Origin of the sequence: Viridibacillus sp. FSL E2-0187 (assembly GCF_038006425.1) — a bacterium.
GTDB lineage: Bacteria > Bacillota > Bacilli > Bacillales_A > Planococcaceae > Viridibacillus > Viridibacillus arvi.
Window position 1 is genome coordinate 489,676 of the sequence record NZ_JBBOVG010000001.1, and the last position, 24,722, is coordinate 514,397.

The following is a 24,722-nucleotide window of genomic DNA, read 5'->3' on the forward strand; positions in this document are numbered from 1 at the left end:
GGAAAATTAGTGAATAAAGATAAATAAGTATAAATGTTAAGGTTATTTTCCAAACATTTCTAAGGGTTTTTTAAAAAATACGTTAAAGCAGAACAAATCACTTTAGAAAGTTAAAATGGTTAAAATGTGGTTTATGATCAAATAAGCCTCAACGTAATTGGTGTATATTGTAAGCAACCTATACTTCCCCTATAATCGAAATATGGAATGCGGAAAGGATGTTGGAAATGAGTATAAATCCCAATGTGGCTGAAGTTGCTTCTCTCCTTGGAGAAACCTCAAGAGCAACAATTCTTACAAGTTTAATGGATGGGCGTTATCATACAGCGAGTGAATTAGCTTATATGGCTGCTGTAACACCTCAAACAGCGAGCTTTCACCTTGCAAAATTAGTAGAAGGTAATTTAGTGAAAGTAGAGAAACAGGGACGTCATCGTTATTATCAACTGGAGAATGAAGAAGTCGCACGTATTTTGGAATCTTTTCTTGCCATTTCGCCACCTCCTGAAGTTCGTTCATTAAAACAATCTAGCCAAGTAAAATTACTTCAGGAAGCTAGAACTTGCTATGACCATTTAGCTGGTAAATTAGGCATAAACTTAACCCAATCAATGTTGAATTCAGGATATCTAAAAAAAGAAGAGAGAGAATTTTTAGTTACTCCTAAAGGAGAACAATTCTTTACTGAATTCGGCATTGATTTAGATAAATTAAAAATAAAACGCCGTTCATTTTCACATGCTTGTTTAGATTGGAGTGAGCGTCAACATCATCTTGCAGGTGCTTTAGGACATGGACTTATGACACACCTTTTTGATTTAGGATGGATTGTTAGAGTGCCATCTATACGTGCTGTAAAAATTACAGACAAAGGAAAAGTAGGTTTCAAACAAAATTTTAATATAAATATGTAATGTTGAAATGAAAAACCCTCGCCAAATTATATTAGGAGAGGGTTTTTTGATTGAACAACAGCTATTCATTTACTTTTATAGTACTTTGAACTAGATTGTTTTTTTGCTTGAAATTACTATTTACTAAATAAATACCAATAATTATAAATAGACCACCAACTATAAGAGAAGGGTATAACGGTTCATCTAATAATAACCAGCCAGTCAGTACACCAAAAAAAGGTGCTAAAAATAAAAAGGCACTCGTTTTCCCCGGATCACCTTTTTGTAAAAGATAAAACCAGACAGCAAATTGAACAATGGATGACATAATGCTTAGCCATAATAAAATGAATATTGAATTACTATTTAGAATAAAAAATGACTCTTCAAGAGTAAAGCTACCAAGTAATAATATTAATCCACCAAACAGCATCTGATAGGCGGATAACACCCAGTTATCAAAAAATGCTCCCCACTTTTTAGCTAATAATGTGGCCATCGCCCAAAATACAGCAGATAGAATGCCAAAAAGAATACCGATCTTAAATTCAATTTGTGCTCCCATCGTAATACTTACTCCTACTAAACCGAAAAGAACGCCAATCCATTGATAATATTTATAGCGTATTTGAGAAAAGATGGTGCCGAATACTACGACGAGTAATGGGTTTGTGAAAGTGAGAATTGAGGATTCACTAGCCGTAATCGTTCGTAAACTTAAAAAGATACAGCCCATAACGCCAGCTGTTTGCAAACTACCTATTATCAGCAACTTTACCCAACTTTCCTTTGAAGTTGGATGAGGTCTTTTTAAAATAATCACGATTATTGCCATGATGATTCCGGCAAGTGTAAAGCGTAATGCTGCTAATAACAGTGGCGATGAATAAGGTAAACCAATTTTAACTACTGCAAAAGAAGAACCCATTAAAAATGTCGTTAAAAGTATCAGCGGTATAAATTTGAAAGTATTCATATTCAATCTCCCTACATATTATAATGACTAATCTATAGCTAGTATAAACGCTGAATAATTCAACTGTTATCGAAGTATGGAATGCAAAAGTATAAGATAAACATATAGTGATAAATAACTAGATAAGATGAGTGATCTTATTATAGTTGGAGATTTTTTTAGCTAAAGAAAAATTTCACTAATGTTTGAAAGGGGAATGAAGTTTGATATATCCATACTATTAAACATTTCTTTAAAAAAGAATTATAATAATAGTAGTTTAACAATATAGGAGAGATAAATTTAATGGAATCACAATTTCCGAAGGTTCTTCGGTTTTTTACATTGCTTTGGGTAGTCACAGCGATTGGGCTATTTGCTGGTGTATTCGTTCCCGTATCACTAGTAATGCCTATTAGTATCGCAACGGTTGTTTTACTGTTAATCGTTATGTTTAGTCGTGCTGCAAGAAAAGCGAGCAAATCGATCTCGATCCTATTTGCTTTCTTAACAGGTGTGACATTATATAGCTTGCTCCAATTTTACATCGGTGCTTTAGGTGGAAGTCTAGTACTAGTTATCTTCGGTACAACGGCGGCAATCTTCATCGTAGCAGGTATTATTGGTTATAATACTAAACGCAATTTAGGTAACTGGGGCAAATTTTTGTTTATCGTATTAATCGGTGTCATCATTTTTTCTATCATTACGATTTTTGTCGGTTTTAGCGATATTGTAATGGTCTTTGCAAGTGCAATTGGTGTATTGCTGTTTGTAAGTTATACGTTGTACGATATGAATCAAATTGCTCGAAGTTATATTAGTGATGAAGAAGTGCCACTCGTTGCATTAAATCTATACTTAGACTTTATCAACCTATTTACGGAACTACTAAAACTCATTTATCATTTGAAAAACATACTAGATCGAGATTAACTGATAAAAAGATAGGGAAAGCATGAATGAGATGCTTTCCCTGTCTTTTTTTATGGAGAATAATACAAATTAACTGAGTAATTTATTTTAAAATGTAATATAAGGTTTATTAAATTATCCATTTATTTGATAAGAAATTGTACTTCTTGTCCTTTTAAACTATTTTTAATTATATTAATATAATAAAGTTGTGCATAAAAGTTTAGGCAATTAAAGCAACAGAAGGGAAGTAAGTACGATGTATAAGAAGATATTTTCATGTTTGATTGCAATCATCTTTATGGTAGGAACGCTGTCCACAACGGGATTTGCGGCGACTAATGTTAAATTTAAAGACGTTTCAAAAACTCATTCAAACAAAAAAGCAATTGAGTATGTAGTTTCAAAAAAAATAATGACGGGGTATAAAGGTAGCAAATTTAAACCGTCTAGTTATGTAACACGCGAAGATGCGGCGAAAGCAATTGTTAAAGCTTTAAAACTTTCTACAAAGAACCGTCCTAATCCGAAATTTACAGATTTAAAAAAATCGAGTAAGGCATATCCATATGCTGCAACTTTAGTGGACGAAAAAATTTGGAAGAAATCAAAAAAATTCAATCCAAAAGGTAAAATAACGAAGATTGAAATGGCAACAATGTTAACAAAGGCATTTAAATTAAAATCCGTAAAAAACCTGTCGTATTCAGATGTATCTAAGAAAAATAAAGCTTATAAAGATGTACAAGCATTTGTTACTACCGGTGTCGGTAAACGAAAATCATCAACAAAATTTGGTGCAAATGATTTAGTTAAACGAGGAGCATTTTCTCAATACATATACAATGGGATTCTTTATAAAAAAGGTAAATTAAAATCACCATATAAAAAAGAACCTGTAAAGAAACCTGAACCAAAACCTGAACCTGTAACTTTTAGCGAACAAGTAGTTAATCTTGTGAATGTAGAAAGAAAAAAAGTAGGAGTAGAACCACTTAAAATAGACAAAAGACTAGAGAAAACTGCTACTCTTAAATCAGAAGACATGCGTAATCTTCAATACCTTAGCCACACTAGTCCAACATACGGTTCTCCGTTTGATATGATGCGTAACTACGGCATCAGTTATTACTATGCAGGTGAAAATATTGCGGCTGGCCAAATATCGCCAAAAGATGTTATGAATTCTTGGATGAATAGCCCAGGTCATAAAGCAAACATGCTAAATAGCCGTTTTACTCATATTGGAGTAGGTTATGCCAATGGTGGCCCTTATAAACATTACTGGACACAGCAGTTTATTCAAGTAAGGTAGTAAATGATAAGTGTTTTTATAAAAAAGCGAGGAGAAAAACATTACGTTTTCTCCTTGCTTTTTATTATTTGGACTTAAGAATATTTCTTGACTTATAAAAAATATTTTTATTGCCTCTTTTATTAATGCCAATAGAAATAAGATAGGTTAATCGGTAGTATGCTAGAAATAGATTATTCAAATACTTATATTATATTTTTTTATCTTTTCGTAAAGCCACGTGCGACTGATACCTAATATTCTACTTGCTTTTGCTTTGTTTCCATTTGTTTCTTTAAGTGCAGCAAGTATGAGTTCTTTTTCTTTATGATCAATAGCATTCCAATATGGCTTATTATTAAGTTCCTCTGAATATGCTAGAAGTGTATTTGTTTGATCTATTCTTATATTTTCAGTTGATGTGAAAATATTAGCGTTAGCATTGAACGATTCTGGAAGGTGTTGAGCATCTATATATCCATCACTTGTTAGATTTGCTGCCCTTTCTAAAATATTATGTAGCTCACGAACATTACCTGGCCAGTTATAGTTTAATAACTTTGTTAATGCAGAATGAGTGATTCCTTTTAAATGAAATCCTGAAAGTTTTAGTTTTGAAATAATGGATTCTGCAATGTCAGGTATATCTTCAATTCGTTCTCGTAAAGGTGGGATGTTAATCCTCATTATATTTAAACGATAATATAAATCTTCTCTGAATTTCCCCTCTTTAATAAGTGTTTCAAGGTTTTGATTTGTTGCAGCAATAATTTTAGTTTGGAGTTTAATAATACGATTGCTCCCTATTGGTTCAAACTCCTTTTCTTGTAAAACTCGTAATAGTTTTGATTGAAGTGAAAGAGGCATATCACCGATTTCATCTAAAAATAATGTTCCATTTTGAGCCATTTCAAATTTGCCCTTTTTCCCACCCTTTTTTGCACCAGTAAACGAGCCCTCAGCATAACCGAAGAATTCTGATTCCATTAACTCTGGAGGAATTGCTGCACAGTTCACTTGAATAAACATACCAGTTTGAGAAGAAGAGGCATGGATTCCATGTGCAAATAATTCTTTTCCGGTGCCACTTTCCCCTAAAAGTAAAACCGTTGATAAACTATTAGAAGCAGCTAAGGCTTCATTTTTTATCCGTTTAATATTGGAAGATTCCCCAATAATATTAGCAAAAGAGTATTTTGTTCCTTTAAGTTCATTCAATTCTTTTTGATAGTAAGTGACTTGTTGTTCCAAGTTATTTACCTTTTTAATAGCTTCTTGCAAATGCTTTAAACCACGGTATGTAATTTTACAAATTGCTCCAATAATTTCTTCATTGTTTTTTATAGGTAAAATTGTAATAAGACATTGTGTCTTACCAATTAATTTTGCAACATTCGTTATTCTGACACCTGTTTGTAAAGCTTCATCTAACCCTAAATCAGGGTACATGTTCGAAATGGATTTCCCTAAAAGTTCATTACTTTGAACATTATATAACTCACAAAAGCCATTATTGACCATTGTTATTTCTGCCTTTTGATCAACTAAAATAATGCCATCATAAGCTAGTTCAATAACGCTTCGTAACTTTTCCTCCCATTCTTTAGAAAAACGCAGTTCATTGGCTATTTTTTCGATATTAGTCCAATCATCCATAATGACCATAGAACCAACTAGTTTGTTTTTTTCTATCAATGGATAACTCTGTACGACAAGGCTATGGCCATTTAGTTGCATCTTCTTTTTCATTATTTGTTCTTTATGATGCAATATCCCAGTTAATAGATTAGTAATCTCCCCGAGTCCGTTTAATTCAGTGAATATATGTTGTTTATTGGGTAATAATTGAAGGATTTTTTCTGCTACAGGATTTATGGCGTTAACCTTAAACTTAGTATCAACAGAAAATAATCCGAAATTTAAGTTTTCGAATAGTAATGATTGTTGGGTTTGCAATCGATCATATACGAGGTCGTATGCAAATAATATTTGTGATGTAGAAAGAATGCCAATAGGTTGCATTTGTCGATTTACAACAGGTGCATGTCCAATCTGATGATTAAGTAGTAATTTTCGAGTTTCATTAATATCTTGATCTGGATATAAGAAAATGGGATTAAAATTAATAAAAGATGAAATAGGGTACTGAAATGAATAACCTTCCGCTAGTATTTGAATAATTTTATTTTTTGTTAGTAAACCTATTAATCTTTTATCATCGTTAACTACCGGAATAATTTGCGAATTTATTTTAGCGAAAATTTCTAATGTCTCTTGAATTGTGTAATTTACTGTACAAGTAGGCGAATCTTTCATCATGACATCCTCGACACGCATTTATAAAATTCCTCCACTCATTAAGTTTACTGATAATTAAAAATATTATAACAAATAGGTGTACAGTTTACACTTATTTGTTAACACTCTCCACTTATTAACGGAAATGTGTTCACGATTATGGACATATATATTTTGGAAATCACCTAATATTCAAGGGTATCAATGAAAAATAAAGTTGGCATGGGTCTTGCTTATATAGAGTAAAGCTAAAGTTTTATCGGAAGAACTTAAATTCTTCATATGATTCAAGATAAAGAAGACAGGGAAATATTACGATCACATTAACAACATACAATCAACATGGAAAAGGCGTACTAATGGCCAAGGTGGCTGACATCATCAAAGTGTAAAGGAGATATATATATGGCAATCAGTGAGATGCATCAAGCAGATGAGTTGTTGTTATTTCGTAAATCCATTCAATCTATAGCAAAGAAATTAATTGAACCGGAATATAGTAACTGGGAAGAAAATGGGAACATCCCTCGTGATCTTTGGAAAAAGCTTGGAGATGAAGGGTTGTTATGTATAGATATTCCAGAAAGGTACGGTGGGTCAGGAGCGCCTTTCTCTTATTCTGTAACAGTTATCGATGAGTTGAATCGACTAGGTTATGCAGCAATTGCGGTTAATTTATCGGTTCATTCTAATATAATTGCTCAATACATATTGAGCTCTGGAAATGAAGAACAAAAAAATTACTATCTACCGAAAATGGCTACCGGTGAACTTGTCGGTGCAATTGCAATGACTGAGCCCGGAGCAGGAAGTGATCTCCAAGGAATTCAAACAATAGCCCAGTTTGATGAAGATCAATTAACTTATGTAATAAATGGTTCAAAAACATTTGTTAGTAATGGTCAACTTTGTGACTTTGTGATTGTTGTTGCTAAAACGGACTTGAAAGTACCTGCATCAAAAGGAACAACATTATTTATAGTAGATTTAGCCACCCCAGGTATAAGCAGAGGGAAAAACCTTCAAAAAATCGGATTACATGCATGCGATACTTCTGAAATGTTTTTAGAGGATGTATTAGTACCTGATAACGCAATTTTAGGCGAATTGAACAGAGGGTTTATTACATTAATGAAGGAGCTTCCTAGGGAAAGACTAACAATCGCAATTGGTGCACAAGGAGCATTAGAAGGAGTATTAGATTTAACGATTGCATATGTAAATGAACGCGCAGCATTTGGAAAACCAATTAGCCAATTTCAAAATACTAGATTTCGCATTGCAGAAATGAAGACAGAAGCAAGGGTGAATCGCTCGTTTGTTAATGAATGTCTGTATTTAATAGAAAGAGGAGACCTTGATACTGAAACAGCAAGTATGGCTAAACTAACATGCACTGAAGCGCAAGGGAAAATCGTAGATGGTTGCCTACAATTATTCGGAGGGTATGGGTACATGCAGGAATATCCAATTTCTAGAGCTTTCGTGGATGCTAGAATTCAAAGGATTTTTGGAGGTACCTCTGAAATTATGAAAGAAATTATTAGTAGAGGTATTTTTGGAAAGCAAGAGTAGCAAGGGGGATGGATAATGAGCATTTTAAAAGGATTGAAAATACTAGATTTTTCAACCTTGTTGCCTGGACCGTATGCCACTATGATGTTCGCTGATATGGGAGCGGAAGTAATCCGGGTGGAGTCTCAGGCGAGAGTCGATCTGATTAGAGTGATGCCACCTTTTGATAAAGAGGGACTGTCTGCTGCGCACTGTTATTTGAATCGCTCGAAACGCTCGTTGACATTGAATTTGAAGCATGAAGCATCAGTGGAAATCATTAAAACGTTAGTGGACGAATACGATATCGTTATTGAACAATTTAGGCCAGGTGTTATGGAGCGTTTAGGTCTTGACTATGAATCACTAAAGAAGGTGAACCCTAAACTCATTTACTGCTCGCTGACAGGATACGGTCAAACAGGGCCTTACCGGAATCGACCGGGGCATGATAATAACTATTTGTCAGTAGCTGGTGTAATGGACTACTCGCGGCGTAAAGGAGAAGCTCCTACAACGATGGGTATCCAAATTGCAGATATTGCGGGAGGGTCATTACATTCAGTTATCGGCATATTGGCAGCAGTTGTTCATCGTGAGAAGACGGGGGAAGGGCAATACATCGATATAAGCATGACTGATGCTGCTTTCTCTCTGAATGCAGTTTATGGCTCAGGATATCTCGCTGGAGGAATAGAACCGCAGCCAGAAGAAATGCAGTTAAATGGTGGCACATTTTATGATTTTTATGAAACGAAAGACGGTCGATATTTTTCCGTGGGGAGCATTGAGCCGCCTTTTAAAAAAATACTTTGTGATGCTCTAGGGAAATCTGAATTATTCGGAATAGGAATGAGTGAAAAGGCCGCGGATCAAGAAATGTTTAAGAAAGAAATTAAAGCAGTTTTTTTAACAAAGAATTATGAAGAATGGCTGGCCGTGTTTGATGGAGATTTAGAAGGATGCGTGGAACCGGTATTAACGTTTGCCGAAGCGTGTGATCATCCGCAACTTCAAGCAAGGGGAATGATAGTAGATGTCCCTAAAGTGAATGGAGCCAGTCAAAAACAAATGGCTACTCCAATAAAATTTTCATCAGCTAAACCAATTTATCAGCATGTAGGTACAGCTATCGGTGAAAATACAACAGATATTTTAGTAGGACAAGGATATAGTATACATCAAATTAGAGAATGGAAAGAACAAGGCGTATTTAAATAAAGGAGGACAACTTACAATGAGCAATCAACCAATTATTTATGAAAAACGTAATCAAACAGCATGGATTTATTTAAACCGTCCAGACGAAATGAATGCAATAGGAAAAGCTTTATTGCTTGCTTTGAAAGAGGCAATTGTCCAAGCGGAGAATGATGATGATGTCCGTGTTGTTGTACTTTCAGGCAAGGGGAAAGCATTTTGTGCAGGAGCAAATTTAAAGGAACTTTTGGAAGACCTTGAGGTGAAGTATCAAAAGGAACCTGGCTTATTAGATTTAAGTGAAGAGCTTTTTGGGAAGTTAGAAAAGTTGAGTAAACCTTTAATTGCCGCATTAAATGGTATTACTTTGGCGGGCGGTTTAGAGCTTGCGATGACGGCCGATTTTGTTATTGCGTCTGAAAAAGCGAAAATCGGGGATGCTCATGCTAATTTCGGAGTGTTGCCTGGAGCAGGTGGTGCTGTGAAGTTGCCACGGAAAATTGGTGTTAACCGTGCAAAGTACTTACTGTTCACTGGCGAATTTATTAGTGCAGCCGAAATGAAGGAATACGGATTTGTCCAAGAAGTAGTTAGTCTAGAGGAATTAGAAAAGACTGTACAAGCAATTGCAGACAAGATTTCAGAAAAAAGTCCTTTGGTCCTCCGCAAGATGAAACAACTTGTAACGGATGGATTGGAGCAACCTGTTGAAATAGCATTGAAACAAGAATTGTTATCGTTGAAGGCGCATACAAAATCATACGATATGGCAGAAGGATTAGCAGCTTTCACAGAAAAAAGAAAACCAGTTTTTGAAGGGTATTAACCTTAATCATTAGTAGTTCAAACTATTACTTTATAAAAAGAATACTAGTGGTGAAAACCACAAATTTTGATCAATAAAAGAAATGGAGTGGAGAACATGAATATAAAAGGTAAAGTAGCAATTGTTACAGGTGGAGCTTCAGGTTTAGGACTTGGTACGGTGACAAGTTTAGTAGAGAGAGGAGCAAAAGTAGTCATTTTTGATTTGAATGAAGAAAAAGCACAACTGGCATGTGAGCAATTGGGTGAAAACGTTGTTTACGCACTTGTAAATGTTACGGACGATGCATCTGTACAGGTTGGAATCGAGAAAGTGATGGAGACATTTGGAGCAGTGCATATTTGTGTGAACTGCGCTGGTGTCGGAACACCTCAAAAGACATTGGGCCGTTCGGGAGCAATGCCTTTAGAAAACTTTAAACAAGTGATAGATATCAACTTAAATGGGACGTTTAATGTATTGAGATTGGCAGCGACAGAAATGGCGAAAAATGAACCTCTTACAGATGCTGGCGAGCGTGGAATTATTATCAACACGGCGTCAGTAGCTGCTTTTGATGGTCAAATGGGGCAAGCGGCTTATGGTGCAAGTAAAGCTGGAGTTGCAGGAATGACTTTGCCAGTTGCACGTGATCTATCTTCTTTTGGCATTCGAATTAATACGATTGCGCCAGGTTTGTTCCGTACACCAATGGCAGAGACTTTGTCAGAAAAAGTGGTTGAGAAATTGGAAAGCATGGTCGAGTTTCCCAAACGTCTTGGAAAACCGACTGAATACGCATCATTGGTACTATTCATGATAGAAAATGAGTATATAAACGGGGAAGTGATACGTCTAGATGGTGGAATTCGGATGTCTCCACGTTAAGGAATGGTTCATTAGAAACGAAGCGGACGGCATTACTTTATATCAAAATGTCTAAATAAATTTCTGAATGTTCAATTAAATAGCAATGGAGGAATGGATGGATGAACATTGTAAAAATTTTAGCGCAAAATGCAGTAAGACACCCGGAAAAAATGGCAGTTGTTTATGAAGACCGTTCATATACGTATGGCGAGTTTAATGAAATTGTGAACCGATTTGCCAACGGTTTACTTAACTTAGGAGTGAACAAGGGAGAAAAAGTGGCTCTTATGATGAAAAACTCCGATTTCTTCGCTATTTCTTATTATGCATGCGCCAAAATAGGTGCAGTCATTGTGCCGATGAATTTTCGGTTAGTTGAAAGAGAAACGAATTACATCTTGAATCAATCTGATAGTGTCCTTGTCATTTGCGATCAAGACTATGAAGAGTTAATTCAAGCATCTAAAAATGGCATTCCTGCTATCCGCCAAGTGATTACTGTTGAAACGCCAAGCATTGAAGGAAACTTGTCAATTGAAGCTATCTTATCTAAGGATACTTCTGAGCCATCTATTGAAATTAATGGTACGGACGACCTTCATATTTTGTATACCTCAGGAACTACGGGGAATCCAAAGGGTGCACTATTTGACCATCAACGTGTGACAAATGTAAATGTGGGGATGATTGGAACGTTTGGTTACAACGCACAGGAAAAATTTATTCATATTGCGCCGTTATATCATGCGGCGCAGCTAGTAATATGTTTAACAAGTAGTTTTTTCGTAGGTGGGTTTAACGTGATACACCGAGAATTTAACCCTGCAGCTATATTTAGAGATATTGAGAAATATAAAATCACGAACTTTTTCGCTGTTCCAACAATGTATAAATTAATGCTTGAATATGCGGATAAAGATCAATATGATGTTTCATCTATTAAGCGTTTTTCTTATGGTGCAGCACCTATGTCTGCTGAACAAGTCAATCAATGTATCAAATTTTTCAAAACGCATAATTTTTACAGCTTATGTGGATTAACAGAAGGAGGTCCTACAGGTGTTTTCTTATCTCCGGAGGAACATAAGACAAAAGTTGGGTCAGCTGGTAAGGACGGCTTGTTGTTAACGGAAGTGAAAGTCGTTGCACCTAATGGGCTTGAAACAAAGGCAGGTGAAGTTGGAGAACTTATTCTTAAAGGTAGTACGATTATGAAAGAATATTATAAAAAGCCTAAGGAAACGGCAAGTACTTTAAGAGATGGTTGGTTATACACTGGAGATTTAGGAGTAAAAGATGACGAAGGATACATTTCTATAGTTGATAGAAGTAAAGACATGATTATTTCAGGTGGAGAAAATGTCTACTCTGTTGAGGTTGAGAACGTGTTAAGCGCACACCCACAAATTGCAGATATCGCAATCATTGGAACACCTGATCCGCAGTGGGGAGAAGTCGTGACGGCGGTTATTGTACAAAAAAATGGAGAGACGATAGATCTTGTAGAGTTGGAAGCTTATTGTAGAAAGAATTTATCGGGCTATAAAATTCCAAGAAAAGTGCTATTTGAAAACGAATTGCCTCGCAATACTTCTGGGAAATTGATGAAGTTTCAACTGCGAGAGACAGTTAAAAGTAATTAATGAATAAATAACTAACTATATAAATTGAGTATAGGCGCATATCAAGTGGCAGCCGGAGCGGGTTTGAAGAGAGTCTTTTTTTCAACAATTAGACGTTAAAAAACTTATACCGAGGTGAAAGATAATGATTCTAACAAAAAGTCTACTTAGTACGGTTAGAAATTGTCCAGAGAAACTGGCAGTTGTCGACGGGCATCATCGATATAGTTATAAGGAATTAGAGGGGCGGACTGCGAAACTGAAAGAATCGCTAAAAAAATTTGGCGTGAAAAAAGGAGAGCGTATCGCCTTACTCCTGCTGAACGATTTTCGCTATCTTGAATTGATATACGGTATAACAGCAATGGGCGGAATCGTTGTGCCACTGAATACGCGCTTTAGTTTAGAAGAGAACGCCTATGTGCTAAATGATGCAGGGGTAGAGATTTTATACGTCAACAAAGAATTTTTACCTATCGTTGACGAGCTGAAAAAGCGAGTATCTGGTATCAAACATGTAATTTTGGCTGAAAATCGAGATGCCCCGGAGCTAAATGAGTACTCAGATATACATTCGTATGAGGCCTTGCTTGATGGGGAGTCCGTAGAAGAGCTTGTCTACGAAGACGTACAGGAAGAGGATGTAGCTGGTTTGTTCTATACAGGAGGGACAACTGGGCGCTCCAAAGGCGTCATGTTAACACATAAAAATTTGCTGACAAATGCACTTCATGTTGCTTTGAATTTCGAATATATGGAAAGTGATATTTATCTGCATGCTGCACCTATGTTCCATCTTGCGGACCAAGCATCTACTTTTGCGGTAACGTTAGCTGGAGGGGCACACACAGTGGTGCGCCAGTTTACACCGAAAGATGTATTGCATGTCATCGAAAAAGAACAGGTGACAGCTGTTATGTTAGTGCCCACGATGGTTAATATGCTACTTCATTCAGCAGATTTTGAGAAATATGACACAACTTCACTTAGGTTAATGTTATACGGTGCTTCACCTATGGCTACGGGACTACTAAAAAAAACCATGACAATGTTGCCTGACGCGCAGTTGTTTCAGGCATATGGCATGACCGAAGCATCTCCGGTTCTGACTCTCTTGAAGCCGAAAGATCATATTATTAATGGGACGAAGGAAGAGGAAAAGCGGCTTGCTTCATGTGGGAAACCTGTTCAGTTCATCGAAATGAAGGTAGTGGATGAGGAAGGTAATGAGGTACCAATTGGTCAAGTGGGCGAATTTATCGCAAGGGGTCCTAATGTCATGAAGGGCTATTGGAATTTGCCTGAGGAAACGGCGCAAGCTCTTCGGAATGGATGGTTTTTTACTGGAGACATGGGATATAAAGAAGAAAAAGGGTTTTTCTATGTAGTTGACCGAGCAAAAGACATGATTATTACGGGTGGAGAAAATGTGTATTCAGTGGAAGTTGAGCAAGCACTATCAAGCCACCCCGCTGTATTAGAATGCGCGGTATTTGGTGTTCCTCACGAGCAGTGGGGAGAAGTTGTCAGAGCTGCTGTTGTATTAAAACAGGATACTGCTGCGTCAGAAGAGGAGATTCTTACTTCCATTCGTCCGATAGTTTCAAATTATAAAGTACCAAAATCGATTGAATTTCTATCGGAGCTGCCAAAAAGCGGAGCAGGTAAAATATTGAAGCGCGTGATACGTGAAGAATATTTAAATCAAAAAACTACAACATGACTCAGTATGAAAAATTTAGCCATAGCATTAGACCTCGTTAAAGGAGGGGAATTTGGTGTCTACAGTTATCACTAGATCTAAAGATGGCGTTTATGAAATTGAGTTAAATCGGCCAGATCAGTTAAATGCAGTAAATTATGAATTAGTATCGGATTTAGCCGCAGCGGTAACGGAGGCAAAAAATGATCAGAATATACGAGCAGTCTTACTATATGGAAACGGAAGGGGTTTCTGTTCGGGCGGTGATTTGAAAGATTTTGGAATCGACACCACTGATGCAGTTGCAGTTAAAGAGTTTTTGCAAAAAGGGCATGAGGCAATTACGGGTATTTATAATATGGAAAAGCCTGTTGTTGCAGCGATTCATGGTCCGGCAGTTGGAGCAGGGTGCAATATTGCTTTTTGCTGTGATTTGATCGTTGCGGATGAAAGTGCCATATTTTCAGAGATTTTCGCAAAAGTAGGAGCAATCCCTGATATGGGGGGATTATATTTCCTTCCGCAAAAGATTGGCATGCATAAAGCCGCGGAATTAGTATTCACGGGCAAAAAAGTAACGGCCCTTGAAGCGCTGGAATGTGGCTTGATTAACGAAGTTGTTCCAGATGGAACAGCTGTGAAAAAAGGTAGAGCACTTGCAGTTTCATTGGCAAAAGGACCGACAAAGTCATTTGGTATTGCTAAAAGAATTATGCACCAAGCTACACACGCATCCTTGGAAAGTGTTCTAGAAATGGAAGCGTATGGCCAATCTATTGTATTTCAAACTAGAGATTTCACAGAAGGAAGAGCAGCTTTTGTAGAGAAGCGAAAAGCTGAGTTTCTTGGATATTAATTAATTGAAGGGGTGGGATTAAAATGACAGAAGTGGTAATTGTAGAAGGAGTACGAACAGCAGTAGGGAGAAGAAAAGGAATGCTTTCTGGCTATAGATCAGACGAGCTAGCCGCAGTTGTACTTGATGAACTTGTAAAACGTACAGGTGTAAATAAGGCTGAAGTCGATGATGTTATTTTAGGATGTGTAACACAATCAGGAGAACAAGCTGGTAATATTGCGCGAACAGCAGCACTAATTGCGGGGTTCCCAATTCATGTGCCGGGTGTCACGATTGATAGACAATGTGGATCTAGTCAACAAGCAGTCCATTTTGCTTCACAAGCTATTGCTTCAGGGGACATGGATATCGTCATTGCTGGAGGAGTAGAAAGTATGACAAGAGAACCTATGTTTTCGAACATTAGAGAAGCAAAACCAAGTGAAAAATTAACTGCAAAATACGAGATTATTAATCAAGGATTGTCCTCGGAACGAATGGTCGAAAAGTGGAATTTAACACGTGAGGAGCTTGATCAATATTCATCAGAAAGCCATACAAAAGCATTTGAGGCAATCGAAAATGGGCATTTTACAAAAGAAATTGTTCCAGTAGATGTTCAATTAGAAAAAGGGGATACAATGAGCTTCGCGATTGATGAAGGACCTCGTGAAGGGTCTACTGTGGAAGTTTTAGGTGAGTTGAAGACAGTTTTTGATGAAAATGGAACGATCACTGCAGGTAATGCAAGTCAGATGAGTGATGGAGCTTCGGCTGTTCTTCTAATGTCGCGTGAAAAAGCAGATGCGCTTGGTTTGAAACCGAAAGTCCGTATCGTTGCTAGAAGTGTTACAGGATCAGATCCAACACTAATGTTAACAGGACCAATTGAGGCAACTAAGAAAGTGCTTTTAAAAGCAGGACTTACTATAGATGAAATAGACACATATGAAGTCAATGAAGCATTTGCGCAAGTTCCATTAGTTTGGCTGAAAGAGGTAGGTGCCAACCCTGAAAAGTTAAATCCTGATGGTGGGGCAATTGCACTTGGTCATCCATTAGGAGCTACTGGAACGAAGCTTTTAGTGACTTTGATGAATCGATTAGAACGTACAGGTGGCCGCTACGGATTACTTTCCATTTGTGAAGGAATGGGTATGGCAAATGCCACTATTATTGAACGTATAGAGTAAGGAGGAATACTTATGACGAGATATAGATTTGAAACAGAAGAGCATGAGATGTTCAGGGAATCGCTGCGTAAGTTTCTACAAAAAGAAGCTACACCTTTTTATGATACCTGGGAAAAAAATCGAATAATTCCAATTGCATTTTGGAAGAGTCTTGCTGAGATGGGCTTCCTATGTCCCCAAGTTGAAGAGAAATATGGTGGTCTTGGTTTAGATTTTAGTTTTAATGTTATTATTTCAGAAGAGTTAGAACGTGTAGGAACTAGTTTAGTAGGAGTTGGCCTACATAATGATATTGTTGTTCCGTATATTGAGTCATTTGCTTCACAGGAACAGAAGAAACGGTGGTTGCCGAATTGTGTGACGGGCGATACTATTACAGCGATTGCAATGACAGAGCCAGGAACTGGATCAGACTTAGCAAATATTCAAACGACAGCTACTCGAGAAGGTGATTACTATGTGTTGAACGGTCAAAAGACGTTTATAACAAATGGCATTAATGGCAATCTATTTGTCGTAGCTGTTAAAACAAATCCGCAAGCGGAACCAAAGCATAGAGGTGTTAGCTTAATCGTTGTTGAAGATGGTATGCCTGGTTTTACTAAAGGGCGCAAATTAGATAAAGTCGGTCTGCATGCACAAGACACAGCTGAATTATTTTTTGAAGATTGTAGAGTCCCTGTGAGTAATTTATTAGGTGAAGAAGGGCGAGGTTTTAGTTATCTAATGGAAAAACTGCAGCAAGAAAGGTTAGTAGTTGCTATTTCAACTCAAATAGCTGCAGAAGATATGTTGGAGACAACGTTGGAGTATATAAAATCACGCAAAGCTTTTGGAAAATCAATATCATCTTTCCAAAATACACAATTTAAAATTGCAGAGATTGCGACAAAAATTGAACTTGGAAAAACATTCCTTGAGTCTCTAATTGAAGATCATATAGCTGGTAAAGATATTGTTACAAAAGTGTCAATGGCGAAATATTGGCTGACAGAATCTACAAGGCAAATCTCCAGTGAGTGTATGCAATTACATGGCGGATATGGCTATATGGAAGAATATAAGATTGCTAGAAGATATAGAGATATACCTGTCGCGTCTATATACGCAGGAACAAATGAAATCATGAAAGTAATCATTGCCAAAAATTTAGGTTTATAAAGTCGATACTTATTTTTATCTATAATAAAAGCAATTCATAAAAAATCCTTATAAATAACATAAAAAGCCATTATTTCGATTTCACGAAATAATGGCTTTAATAATGAAATGAAAGAATTAAAAATTGGAGCTAGTTCGTAAATTGAGCAGCACTCATACCAGCAATTCGCCCAGTTACAAGTGCAGAAGTAATATTATAACCACCTGTATAACCGTGGACATCTAAAATTTCACCACAGAAATAAAGACCGAGTTTCTTTTTAGAAGCCATTGTTTTAGGCTCAATCTCTTTTACTGAAACTCCGCCACCAGTTACGAAAGCTTTTTCTAATGGTTGTGTACCATTCACAGTCATTTCAAATGCGACCAACTCTTTTGCAAATAAACGTGTTTTCTCTGCAGCAAGGTCAGCACCAATCGATTGTGCGTCAAGGCCAGCACGCTCTAGAAGGAATAATAGCCATCGCTCAAGTACAATACCTTTCCACACGTTTTTTAATGCTTTTTTAGGCTCATCTTTTGCTAGTTTAAAGAGCATTTGGAATGCAGATTCTTCGTTGTAATCCATTAATGATTGAATGCGAATAGTTACTGGGTTACCACCGTTTTTCTTCATTTCTTTTACAACGAATTGGCTACAGCGTAAAATGGCAGGTCCACTTAAACCAAAGTGGGTAAATAGCATGTCCATTTGATGTGTTACTAGTGGTTTACCTTTTTTGTTTAGGACAGAAACAGCTACATCACGTAATGCTAATCCTTGTAGTTCGCGAAGGCGGATGAAGTTTTCGTTAGATAATAGGGGAACTTCAGTTGGATAGAGATCTGTTACAGTATGGCCGGCCTTCTCAGCCCAGGGATAGCCATCTCCTGTCGAGCCTGTTTGTGGTACAGCTTTACCACCAACTGCAACTACGACGGCATTTGACCGTATTTCTTCGCCATTTGATAAACGCACACCTAGAATTTTGTCATCATCCATTAATAATTTACTAACGGTTGTACTTAATCGAACATCTACTTTTAAGCGGTGTAATTCATTAATCATAGCGTCTACAACGTCTTGTGCACGATTGGAGACAGGGAACATACGCCCATGATCTTCTTCTTTTAGAGCGACGCCTAAGCCTTCAAAAAAGGCAATGATATCTTCATTGTTATAAACAGTAAACGGACTATATAAGAATCGACCATTTCCTGGAATATGTTTGACGATTTCTTCAACAGGTAGACGATTTGTGACATTACAGCGACCGCCTCCTGAGATAGCTAATTTCTTACCTAATTTTGTTCCTTTTTCAAGCAGTAATACTTTCTTTCTTTCAGTTCCAGCAGCGATTGCAGCCATTAGGCCCGAGGGACCCCCACCGATTATTATGACGTCATACATATATGTGAACTCACTTTCTTTTTTTATTTATTATACATGATTTAAATAAACTATTTGAGTAATTGTTCTTTGAGTTGTAAACTATCATTTAGGTTCATTAGATTTACGAAGAATGGAAGGGTTGTATGTCATCATTAATGAAAAGCACTGCCATTTTGACCATTGGCATGTTTTTATCGAAAGTACTTGGCCTCGTTTACGTATTCCCGTTTTACGCCATCATAGGGCAAGAAAATGTTGCGTTATATTCGTATGCCTACATTCCATATACAATAATGCTGTCGGTGGCGATTTCAGGCGCACCAATTGCAGTTTCAAAATTTGTATCGAAATACAATAGTATAGGTGATTATGAGTCAGGGCGAAAACTTGTGAAGTCTGGATTACTCATCATGACAATCACTGGTTTTTTATCCTTTTTAGTCCTTTATTTATTAGCAACGCCGATTGCACATTTAGTTATTAAAGATGAAGAGCAAGTTTTTTCTGTTGCTCAAATAGCATCAGTTATTCGCTGGGTTAGTTTCGCGCTTATTGTCGTACCATTTATGAGTTTAGTTCGTGGTTTTTTCCAAGGTTATGACCATATGAAACCAACTGCAATTTCACAATTGATTGAGCAAATTGTTCGTATTATTGCGCTATTAATAGGATCTTTTTTAATTGTGAAAGTATTTGGAGGATTAGCAGAAACAGCTATTTCATTTGCGGTGTTCTCAGCATTTATCGGAGCACTGGGAGGACTATTGATTCTCTATTATTATTGGAAACGATTAAAACCTGAGTTTGATTTGAAGCTTTCTCAAAGTGTTTCTTCTGGTAAGTTATCGTATAAAGAAATTTATTCCGAAGTCATTCGTTATTCCATTCCATTTGTATTTGTTGGGGTGGCAAACCCACTATTCCAGTTAGTTGATATGTTGACATTTAATACAGCTATGGGGAACATTGGTTTATCGAGTGTAACGGATTTATATTTGAGTATGCTGAATTTTACAACGCATAAAATTGTTATTATTCCAGTCATGCTTGCAACAGGGTTTTCAATGGCTTTAATTCCAACAATTACAAAGTATTTCATAAACAGAGAGCATACACAACTTATTCAAGCGATGGATAAAACGTATCAAATTTTATTATTTGTCACTTTACCAGCTGTAGTTGGAATCTCGATACTGTCTAAAGATATTTATCATTTGTTATATTCAAATGATGCAATGGGAGCGAGTATTTTAGCAGCATACGCACCAGTAGCTATTTTATTTGCTTTTTTCCAAGTGACAGCAGCCCTATTACAAGGAATCGATTATCAAAAGTGGATTGTCTTCAGTTTATTAACAGGGATTTTAGTAAAACTTATCGTCAATATACCACTAATTGAAGCATTCCAAGCAAAAGGCGCAATCATTGCGACTGCGATTGGCTATACAGTATCAATCGCCATCAATATGGTCGTCCTGAAAAAAGCGTTAAATTACAAATCATTTGTTGTTATTAGACGCTCAATCTTAATTACTATTTTAACTGCCATAATGGCTGCTACTGTTATCATCGTCCATAAACTATTATTGTTAATGGGTGTGGCAGAAACAAAATGGCAAGCACTACTATACTTAACGATTTGTGCAACTGTAGGAGTCGTCGTATACGGATATTGTTCTCTAAGAGTTGGCTTAGCCCAAAAACTATTAGGAGAACGAATTACAAGAATTTCACGCAAGCTTGGCATGTAGGAGGAAAAAATGCGCTTAGATAAATTACTATCAAATATGGGCTACGGCTCGCGTAAAGAAGTTAAACAATTGCTGAAAATGAAAGCAGTAACTGTTGATGGCGAAGTAGCAAAAGATGTATCAAAACATGTAGACCCTGTAAAACAAAATGTGTCAGTACTTGGTGAGCGTGTGCATTATCAAGAGTTCATTTACTTAATGATGCACAAGCCACCGGGTGTAATTTCAGCAACAGAAGACTTGCATGATCAGACAGTTATCGACTTACTAGATCCTTTTCATGCACATTTTGAACCGTTCCCTGTAGGGCGTTTAGATAAAGATACAGAAGGTTTACTGTTAATCACAAATGACGGTGGATTGACACATAATTTACTGTCACCGAAAAAGCATGTTCCGAAAGTGTACTATGCGCAAATCGATGGTGAAGTAACAGAAGCTGATATTGAAGCATTTTCTAGAGGAGTAATGTTAGAAGATGGCTATATGACAAAGCCTGGTGAACTAGTTATTTTAAATGCTGGTCCTACATCTGAAATTGAATTGACGATTTCAGAAGGGAAATTCCATCAGGTGAAGCGTATGTTTGAGTCGGTTGGAAAAAAGGTGACGTATTTAAAACGTTTATCAATGGGGTCATTAAAATTAGATGAGCAATTAGAACTTGGTGAATACCGCGAGTTAACTGAGGAAGAATTAAATAGCTTAAAATCCTAAAACAAAAAGAATGACCAAGCGACGCAGCATGGTCATTCTTTTTTTACATGTAATAAAATTAAAAGTAGTTTTGAAAAGACGTTTTTGCAATCAGCATGATAAATCTTAATAAAGGCAAATGTTAACGTCTTGTTCAACGAAAAGCGTGAGATCTAACTCGTCGAATGGTTCTATGATGTCATTTTCACTTTTTTACGCGTCGTTGTCCAGTTACCTCGACTTGGGCTTTCTACCAAGTCATTAAAGGCTAACACATTCAAATCTCTTTGAATGGTGCGAGGAGTAATGCCGAATTCATCGACTAAATCTTGTGTAGTTACAGTCCCATTGCTAAGAATGTACATATACACATCTTTAATTCGATTGAGCATCCGATCAGTAGTTGGTTTCAAAGTTGAACCACTCCTTCATCTTAATTCTCATGGCAAAGACTAGCGGACGATAATATATGCGATGTATTTCAGGCTTTTTTTCTTTTGCCTTAGACATCCCCTTCTCTTAGTTGATCGTCAGAATGTGATTGTCTGACAATTCGATTATAACGAAAAATCTTATACTTTTCCAACGTTTTGTTTGGATTTACAAAGTTGTAACAGTATGTTCATAGTCATTTACGAATTATTTTATGGTTTAAATGGTAAAATGTTCGTGTTTTTCCTAAGTCTATGTTATTTCTATCTTCGAAGTAAGTAACCGTGTAAAATGGATTTATGAAAAGTGTAAGGAGGAATAAATTTGAATTGGTTAAAACAAGCTCAAGAAAGACAAGATGAATTGATTAAAGAATTGCAGGAATTAGTACAAATAGAAAGTGTTTTAGATGAAACAACAATTACAGCAGAAGCACCTTTTGGTGAAGGTCCATTAAAAGCTATGAAATGGCTATTACAAAAAGGTGAAGAGCAAGGGTTGAAGACAAAGAATATCGATAATATGGCAGGGCATATTGAAATGGGACAAGGTGAAGAACTAGTCGGAATCCTTTGTCATGTTGATGTAGTACCTGCAGGGAGTGATTGGAAACATCCTCCGTTTGGTGGTGTTGTAGAGGATGGCAAATTATTTGGACGAGGGGCAATTGATGACAAAGGACCAACAATGGCTGCTTGGCTTGCTATGAAAATGGTGAAGGATGCTGGGGTTCAACTAGATCGTCGAGTACGATTAATTATCGGTTCTGATGAAGAAACTGGATTTCGTTGTGTAACTCGCTATTTTGAAAAAGAAGAAATGCCTACTTTAGGATTTGCTCCAGATGCTGATTTTCCAATTATTAATGCTGAAAAAGGAATAGCTGTATTAGTATTTAGCCAACTGCAAAAAATAGCTGAAAACGAACAATTAATTTCTTTCAAAGCAGGTCATCGTACGAATATGGTACCTGATAATGCAACAGCCGAAATTCATAATGTATCTGCTGATTTTGAAGCAGCATTTCAAGCATATTTACAACAAGAGAGCTTACATGGGGCGATTGAAAAAGTATCTGAAGTGTTTAATGTTTCTATTAAGGGGAAATCTGCTCACGCAATGGAGCCAAATGATGGTGTGAATGCAGCGGTAAAATTAGCGGCATTCTTGAATACACAATTAACCACTTCAGGATCAAAAGAGTTTGTACAGTTTATAGTAACTGCATTTGGTGAAGAAACGCGTGGCCATGCTCTAGGACTAGATTTCCATGATGATATGTCTGGAGATACTACACTGAACGCAGGGGTAGTATCATTCGAAGCTGGGAAAGGTGGAGAAGTGCAAGTAAGTTTGCGCTATTCTGTCACATATCCATATAATGAAAAAATAACTGCAGCTCAACAACAGCTTGCTAAAAATGGCTTTGCATTAGATATAGCAGAAAACTCAGCTCCTCATTATGTAGATGAAAAAGAAGAGTTAATCCAGAAACTAATTAAAGTTTATGAGCGTAATACTGGGGAAAAAGCCGAGTTATTATCCATTGGTGGTGGTACTTACGCACGTGAATTAAAAACAGGTGTAGCTTTTGGTATGCTATTTCCAGGTGAGCCTGATATCGCGCACCAGGCAGATGAATTTGTGGTAGTTGAAAACTTAGTGAAGGCTGCTGCTATTTATGCAGATGCCATTGTCGAACTTGCAACGAAGTAAGATTTACCTTTTTTGAAATGGAAAAGTATAGTACACTAAATATTAACCCCCTTTCCAATATTCGGATGGGGGTTTATTATATATTATACTCAACATAAAGGAGATTTTAGATCAATGCTTAATGTTAAGAGAATAAGTATTTTATTTGGAGCAACAGTTCTATTTTTCAGTCTACTATTATACATATCTACAGATGCAGCAAATGCAGAGGATAAGCCTGTATACACAGTTACTCCTTTATCAGACCCCATCAATGAAAATTATATGAATTATTCCACATTTACTAGTGAAACGATGCAATATTATATGTTACGTTCATATCTAGAAAAACTAGAAAGTACGGGTGGCGGAACACTGATTTTGAATGAAGGTACATATACAGTTACAAACGCACTTTATGTACCATCAAATGTAACGATTGAATTTGAAGATGGTGTTAGAATAATAAAAGGAACAGATACGGGTTCTAGCATGAAACCAGCCAAGTCAATATTCCAATTTGTAAGACCTTCTAAAGCTAAAGAAGATGATGCATTTGGCAAATTTAAAGGGGAAAAAAATATTTCCTTAATTGGTCATGGAGAAGTAACGATTGATATGGATTATGACCTTTCTGCTATCTCGATTATTATGGGGCATAACCAAAACATAGTTGTAGATAATATTACATTTTTAAATATGTACTCGGGACATTTTATTGAGATGGATGCTTCAAAAAACGTAGTTGTGAAAAACTGTACATTTGACGGCTCTAGAAACTATATGGGCTATAATAAAGAAGCCATCAACATTGATACACCAGATGCGAAAACAAGCGGTTGGAGCCAAATTTGGAGTAAATTTGACGCACAACCAAATTTCAATGTAGTTATAGAAAACAATAAATTTAATCTACTTGACCGAGCAATTGGAACACATAAGTATTCAGGCGGAAAATACCATGATCGTATTATTATTCGAAACAATGAAATTTCCAATACACGTTCAGATGCAATCCGTGTGATGAACTGGTCAAACTCAGTTATTGAAAATAATACAATCACAAATGTAAATGAAGGTAATTTACGTGGTATTTTAGCAAGTGGTGCGGTAAATCCTACTTTCCAAAATAATGTGTTTACTAAAGTAAGCCGTGCGATGCAATTTATTGTTTGGCAGAATAATGGACCAGGGGAAGAATATGAAACTATTTTCAATGATTTAAGTGAAGCGAATAAAAAAGCATTAGCTATGAACAATGGACAGAACATGAAAGAAGATTTTATCCGAATATCTAATGAAGAATTTAAAAATTACTTAAAACCAGAAAAAGTATATCTAAAAAAATAATAGCTCTAATTAAATTTCAGCCCTAAAAGTGCAATGAAGTATATTTACTCATTGCGCTTTTTTTGTGATTGTGATAAAAATGAGGCAGATAACTAAGAGTAAAATTAGTGTAGAAACAACTTG

Annotated in this window: 20 protein-coding genes; 16 read left to right on the forward strand and 4 right to left on the reverse strand. The window is 36.4% G+C overall.

Annotated elements, in window-relative coordinates; translation table 11 throughout:
- Positions 1 to 227 precede the first annotated feature (227 nt).
- Positions 228 to 914 (forward strand): ArsR/SmtB family transcription factor, encoded by a 687-nt coding sequence (locus MHH85_RS02390; protein WP_340705828.1) that lies wholly within the window; start codon positions 228 to 230, stop codon positions 912 to 914.
- Between the two features lie 61 nt (positions 915 to 975).
- Here MHH85_RS02390 and MHH85_RS02395 read toward each other — a convergent pair whose 3' ends face one another.
- Positions 976 to 1,872, reverse strand: coding sequence for a DMT family transporter (locus tag MHH85_RS02395; protein WP_340705829.1), 897 nt, complete (start codon positions 1,870 to 1,872; stop codon positions 976 to 978).
- 285 nt (positions 1,873 to 2,157) lie between these two features.
- On the opposite strand from MHH85_RS02395, the gene MHH85_RS02400 reads away from it, so the two are divergent.
- Positions 2,158 to 2,787, forward strand: coding sequence for a Bax inhibitor-1/YccA family protein (locus tag MHH85_RS02400; RefSeq protein WP_340705830.1), 630 nt, complete (start codon positions 2,158 to 2,160; stop codon positions 2,785 to 2,787).
- Between the two features lie 238 nt (positions 2,788 to 3,025).
- Complete coding sequence (locus MHH85_RS02405) at positions 3,026 to 4,081, forward strand: CAP domain-containing protein (protein ID WP_340705831.1); 1,056 nt, start codon at positions 3,026 to 3,028, stop codon at positions 4,079 to 4,081.
- A 177-nt stretch (positions 4,082 to 4,258) separates the two neighbouring features.
- Here MHH85_RS02405 and MHH85_RS02410 read toward each other — a convergent pair whose 3' ends face one another.
- A complete protein-coding gene (locus MHH85_RS02410) occupies positions 4,259 to 6,397 on the reverse strand; it encodes a sigma 54-interacting transcriptional regulator (protein WP_340705832.1) in 2,139 nt (712 codons plus the stop codon).
- A 366-nt stretch (positions 6,398 to 6,763) separates the two neighbouring features.
- Between MHH85_RS02410 and MHH85_RS02415 the strand changes: the two genes are divergently transcribed.
- The 9 genes from MHH85_RS02415 to MHH85_RS02455 all read left to right on the forward strand — a co-directional run bounded on the left by MHH85_RS02415 (position 6,764) and on the right by MHH85_RS02455 (position 17,303).
- Positions 6,764 to 7,933: an acyl-CoA dehydrogenase family protein gene (locus MHH85_RS02415; protein WP_340705833.1), complete on the forward strand. Its 1,170-nt coding sequence runs from the start codon at positions 6,764 to 6,766 to the stop codon at positions 7,931 to 7,933.
- A gap of 15 nt (positions 7,934 to 7,948) precedes the next feature.
- Positions 7,949 to 9,133, forward strand: a complete 1,185-nt coding sequence (locus tag MHH85_RS02420) for a CaiB/BaiF CoA transferase family protein (RefSeq protein WP_340705834.1) — start codon at positions 7,949 to 7,951, stop codon at positions 9,131 to 9,133.
- A gap of 16 nt (positions 9,134 to 9,149) precedes the next feature.
- A complete protein-coding gene (locus tag MHH85_RS02425) occupies positions 9,150 to 9,938 on the forward strand; it encodes an enoyl-CoA hydratase/isomerase family protein (protein WP_340705835.1) in 789 nt (262 codons plus the stop codon).
- A 96-nt stretch (positions 9,939 to 10,034) separates the two neighbouring features.
- Positions 10,035 to 10,805, forward strand: coding sequence for a 3-hydroxyacyl-CoA dehydrogenase (locus tag MHH85_RS02430; RefSeq protein ID WP_340705836.1), 771 nt, complete (start codon positions 10,035 to 10,037; stop codon positions 10,803 to 10,805).
- 101 nt (positions 10,806 to 10,906) lie between these two features.
- Positions 10,907 to 12,430 carry a long-chain-fatty-acid--CoA ligase gene (locus tag MHH85_RS02435; protein ID WP_340705837.1) on the forward strand — a complete coding sequence of 508 codons (1,524 nt, stop codon included), beginning with the start codon at positions 10,907 to 10,909 and terminating at the stop codon, positions 12,428 to 12,430.
- A 124-nt stretch (positions 12,431 to 12,554) separates the two neighbouring features.
- A complete protein-coding gene (locus MHH85_RS02440) occupies positions 12,555 to 14,132 on the forward strand; it encodes a long-chain-fatty-acid--CoA ligase (RefSeq protein WP_340705838.1) in 1,578 nt (525 codons plus the stop codon).
- 55 nt (positions 14,133 to 14,187) lie between these two features.
- The gene (locus MHH85_RS02445; protein ID WP_340705839.1) at positions 14,188 to 14,967 is read left to right on the forward strand and encodes an enoyl-CoA hydratase/isomerase family protein; all 780 of its coding nucleotides are present in this window, start codon (positions 14,188 to 14,190) and stop codon (positions 14,965 to 14,967) included.
- Between the two features lie 23 nt (positions 14,968 to 14,990).
- Positions 14,991 to 16,142 (forward strand): thiolase family protein, encoded by a 1,152-nt coding sequence (locus tag MHH85_RS02450; RefSeq protein WP_340705840.1) that lies wholly within the window; start codon positions 14,991 to 14,993, stop codon positions 16,140 to 16,142.
- Between the two features lie 12 nt (positions 16,143 to 16,154).
- A complete protein-coding gene (locus MHH85_RS02455) occupies positions 16,155 to 17,303 on the forward strand; it encodes an acyl-CoA dehydrogenase family protein (RefSeq protein WP_340705841.1) in 1,149 nt (382 codons plus the stop codon).
- Between the two features lie 130 nt (positions 17,304 to 17,433).
- Here MHH85_RS02455 and MHH85_RS02460 read toward each other — a convergent pair whose 3' ends face one another.
- Positions 17,434 to 18,693, reverse strand: a complete 1,260-nt coding sequence (locus tag MHH85_RS02460) for a BaiN/RdsA family NAD(P)/FAD-dependent oxidoreductase (protein WP_340705842.1) — start codon at positions 18,691 to 18,693, stop codon at positions 17,434 to 17,436.
- Positions 18,694 to 18,818: 125 nt separating this feature from the next.
- Here MHH85_RS02460 and MHH85_RS02465 point away from each other — a divergent pair, with 125 nt between their 5' ends.
- Together MHH85_RS02465 and MHH85_RS02470 are read left to right on the forward strand one after the other, a co-directional pair.
- Positions 18,819 to 20,426 (forward strand): putative polysaccharide biosynthesis protein, encoded by a 1,608-nt coding sequence (locus MHH85_RS02465; protein ID WP_193740758.1) that lies wholly within the window; start codon positions 18,819 to 18,821, stop codon positions 20,424 to 20,426.
- A gap of 9 nt (positions 20,427 to 20,435) precedes the next feature.
- Entirely contained in the window at positions 20,436 to 21,143 is a 708-nt protein-coding gene (locus tag MHH85_RS02470) for a pseudouridine synthase (RefSeq protein WP_193740757.1), read from the forward strand.
- Between the two features lie 170 nt (positions 21,144 to 21,313).
- On the opposite strand, the gene MHH85_RS02475 is transcribed toward MHH85_RS02470, so the two are convergent.
- Positions 21,314 to 21,535 carry a DeoR family transcriptional regulator gene (locus MHH85_RS02475; RefSeq protein ID WP_038187960.1) on the reverse strand — a complete coding sequence of 74 codons (222 nt, stop codon included), beginning with the start codon at positions 21,533 to 21,535 and terminating at the stop codon, positions 21,314 to 21,316.
- Between the two features lie 343 nt (positions 21,536 to 21,878).
- On the opposite strand from MHH85_RS02475, the gene pepV reads away from it, so the two are divergent.
- Both pepV and MHH85_RS02485 read left to right on the forward strand, forming a co-directional pair.
- A complete protein-coding gene (gene pepV, locus MHH85_RS02480; RefSeq protein ID WP_340705843.1) occupies positions 21,879 to 23,270 on the forward strand; it encodes a dipeptidase PepV in 1,392 nt (463 codons plus the stop codon).
- Between the two features lie 114 nt (positions 23,271 to 23,384).
- Complete coding sequence (locus MHH85_RS02485) at positions 23,385 to 24,599, forward strand: right-handed parallel beta-helix repeat-containing protein (RefSeq protein WP_340705844.1); 1,215 nt, start codon at positions 23,385 to 23,387, stop codon at positions 24,597 to 24,599.
- Positions 24,600 to 24,722: the final 123 nt, after the last annotated feature.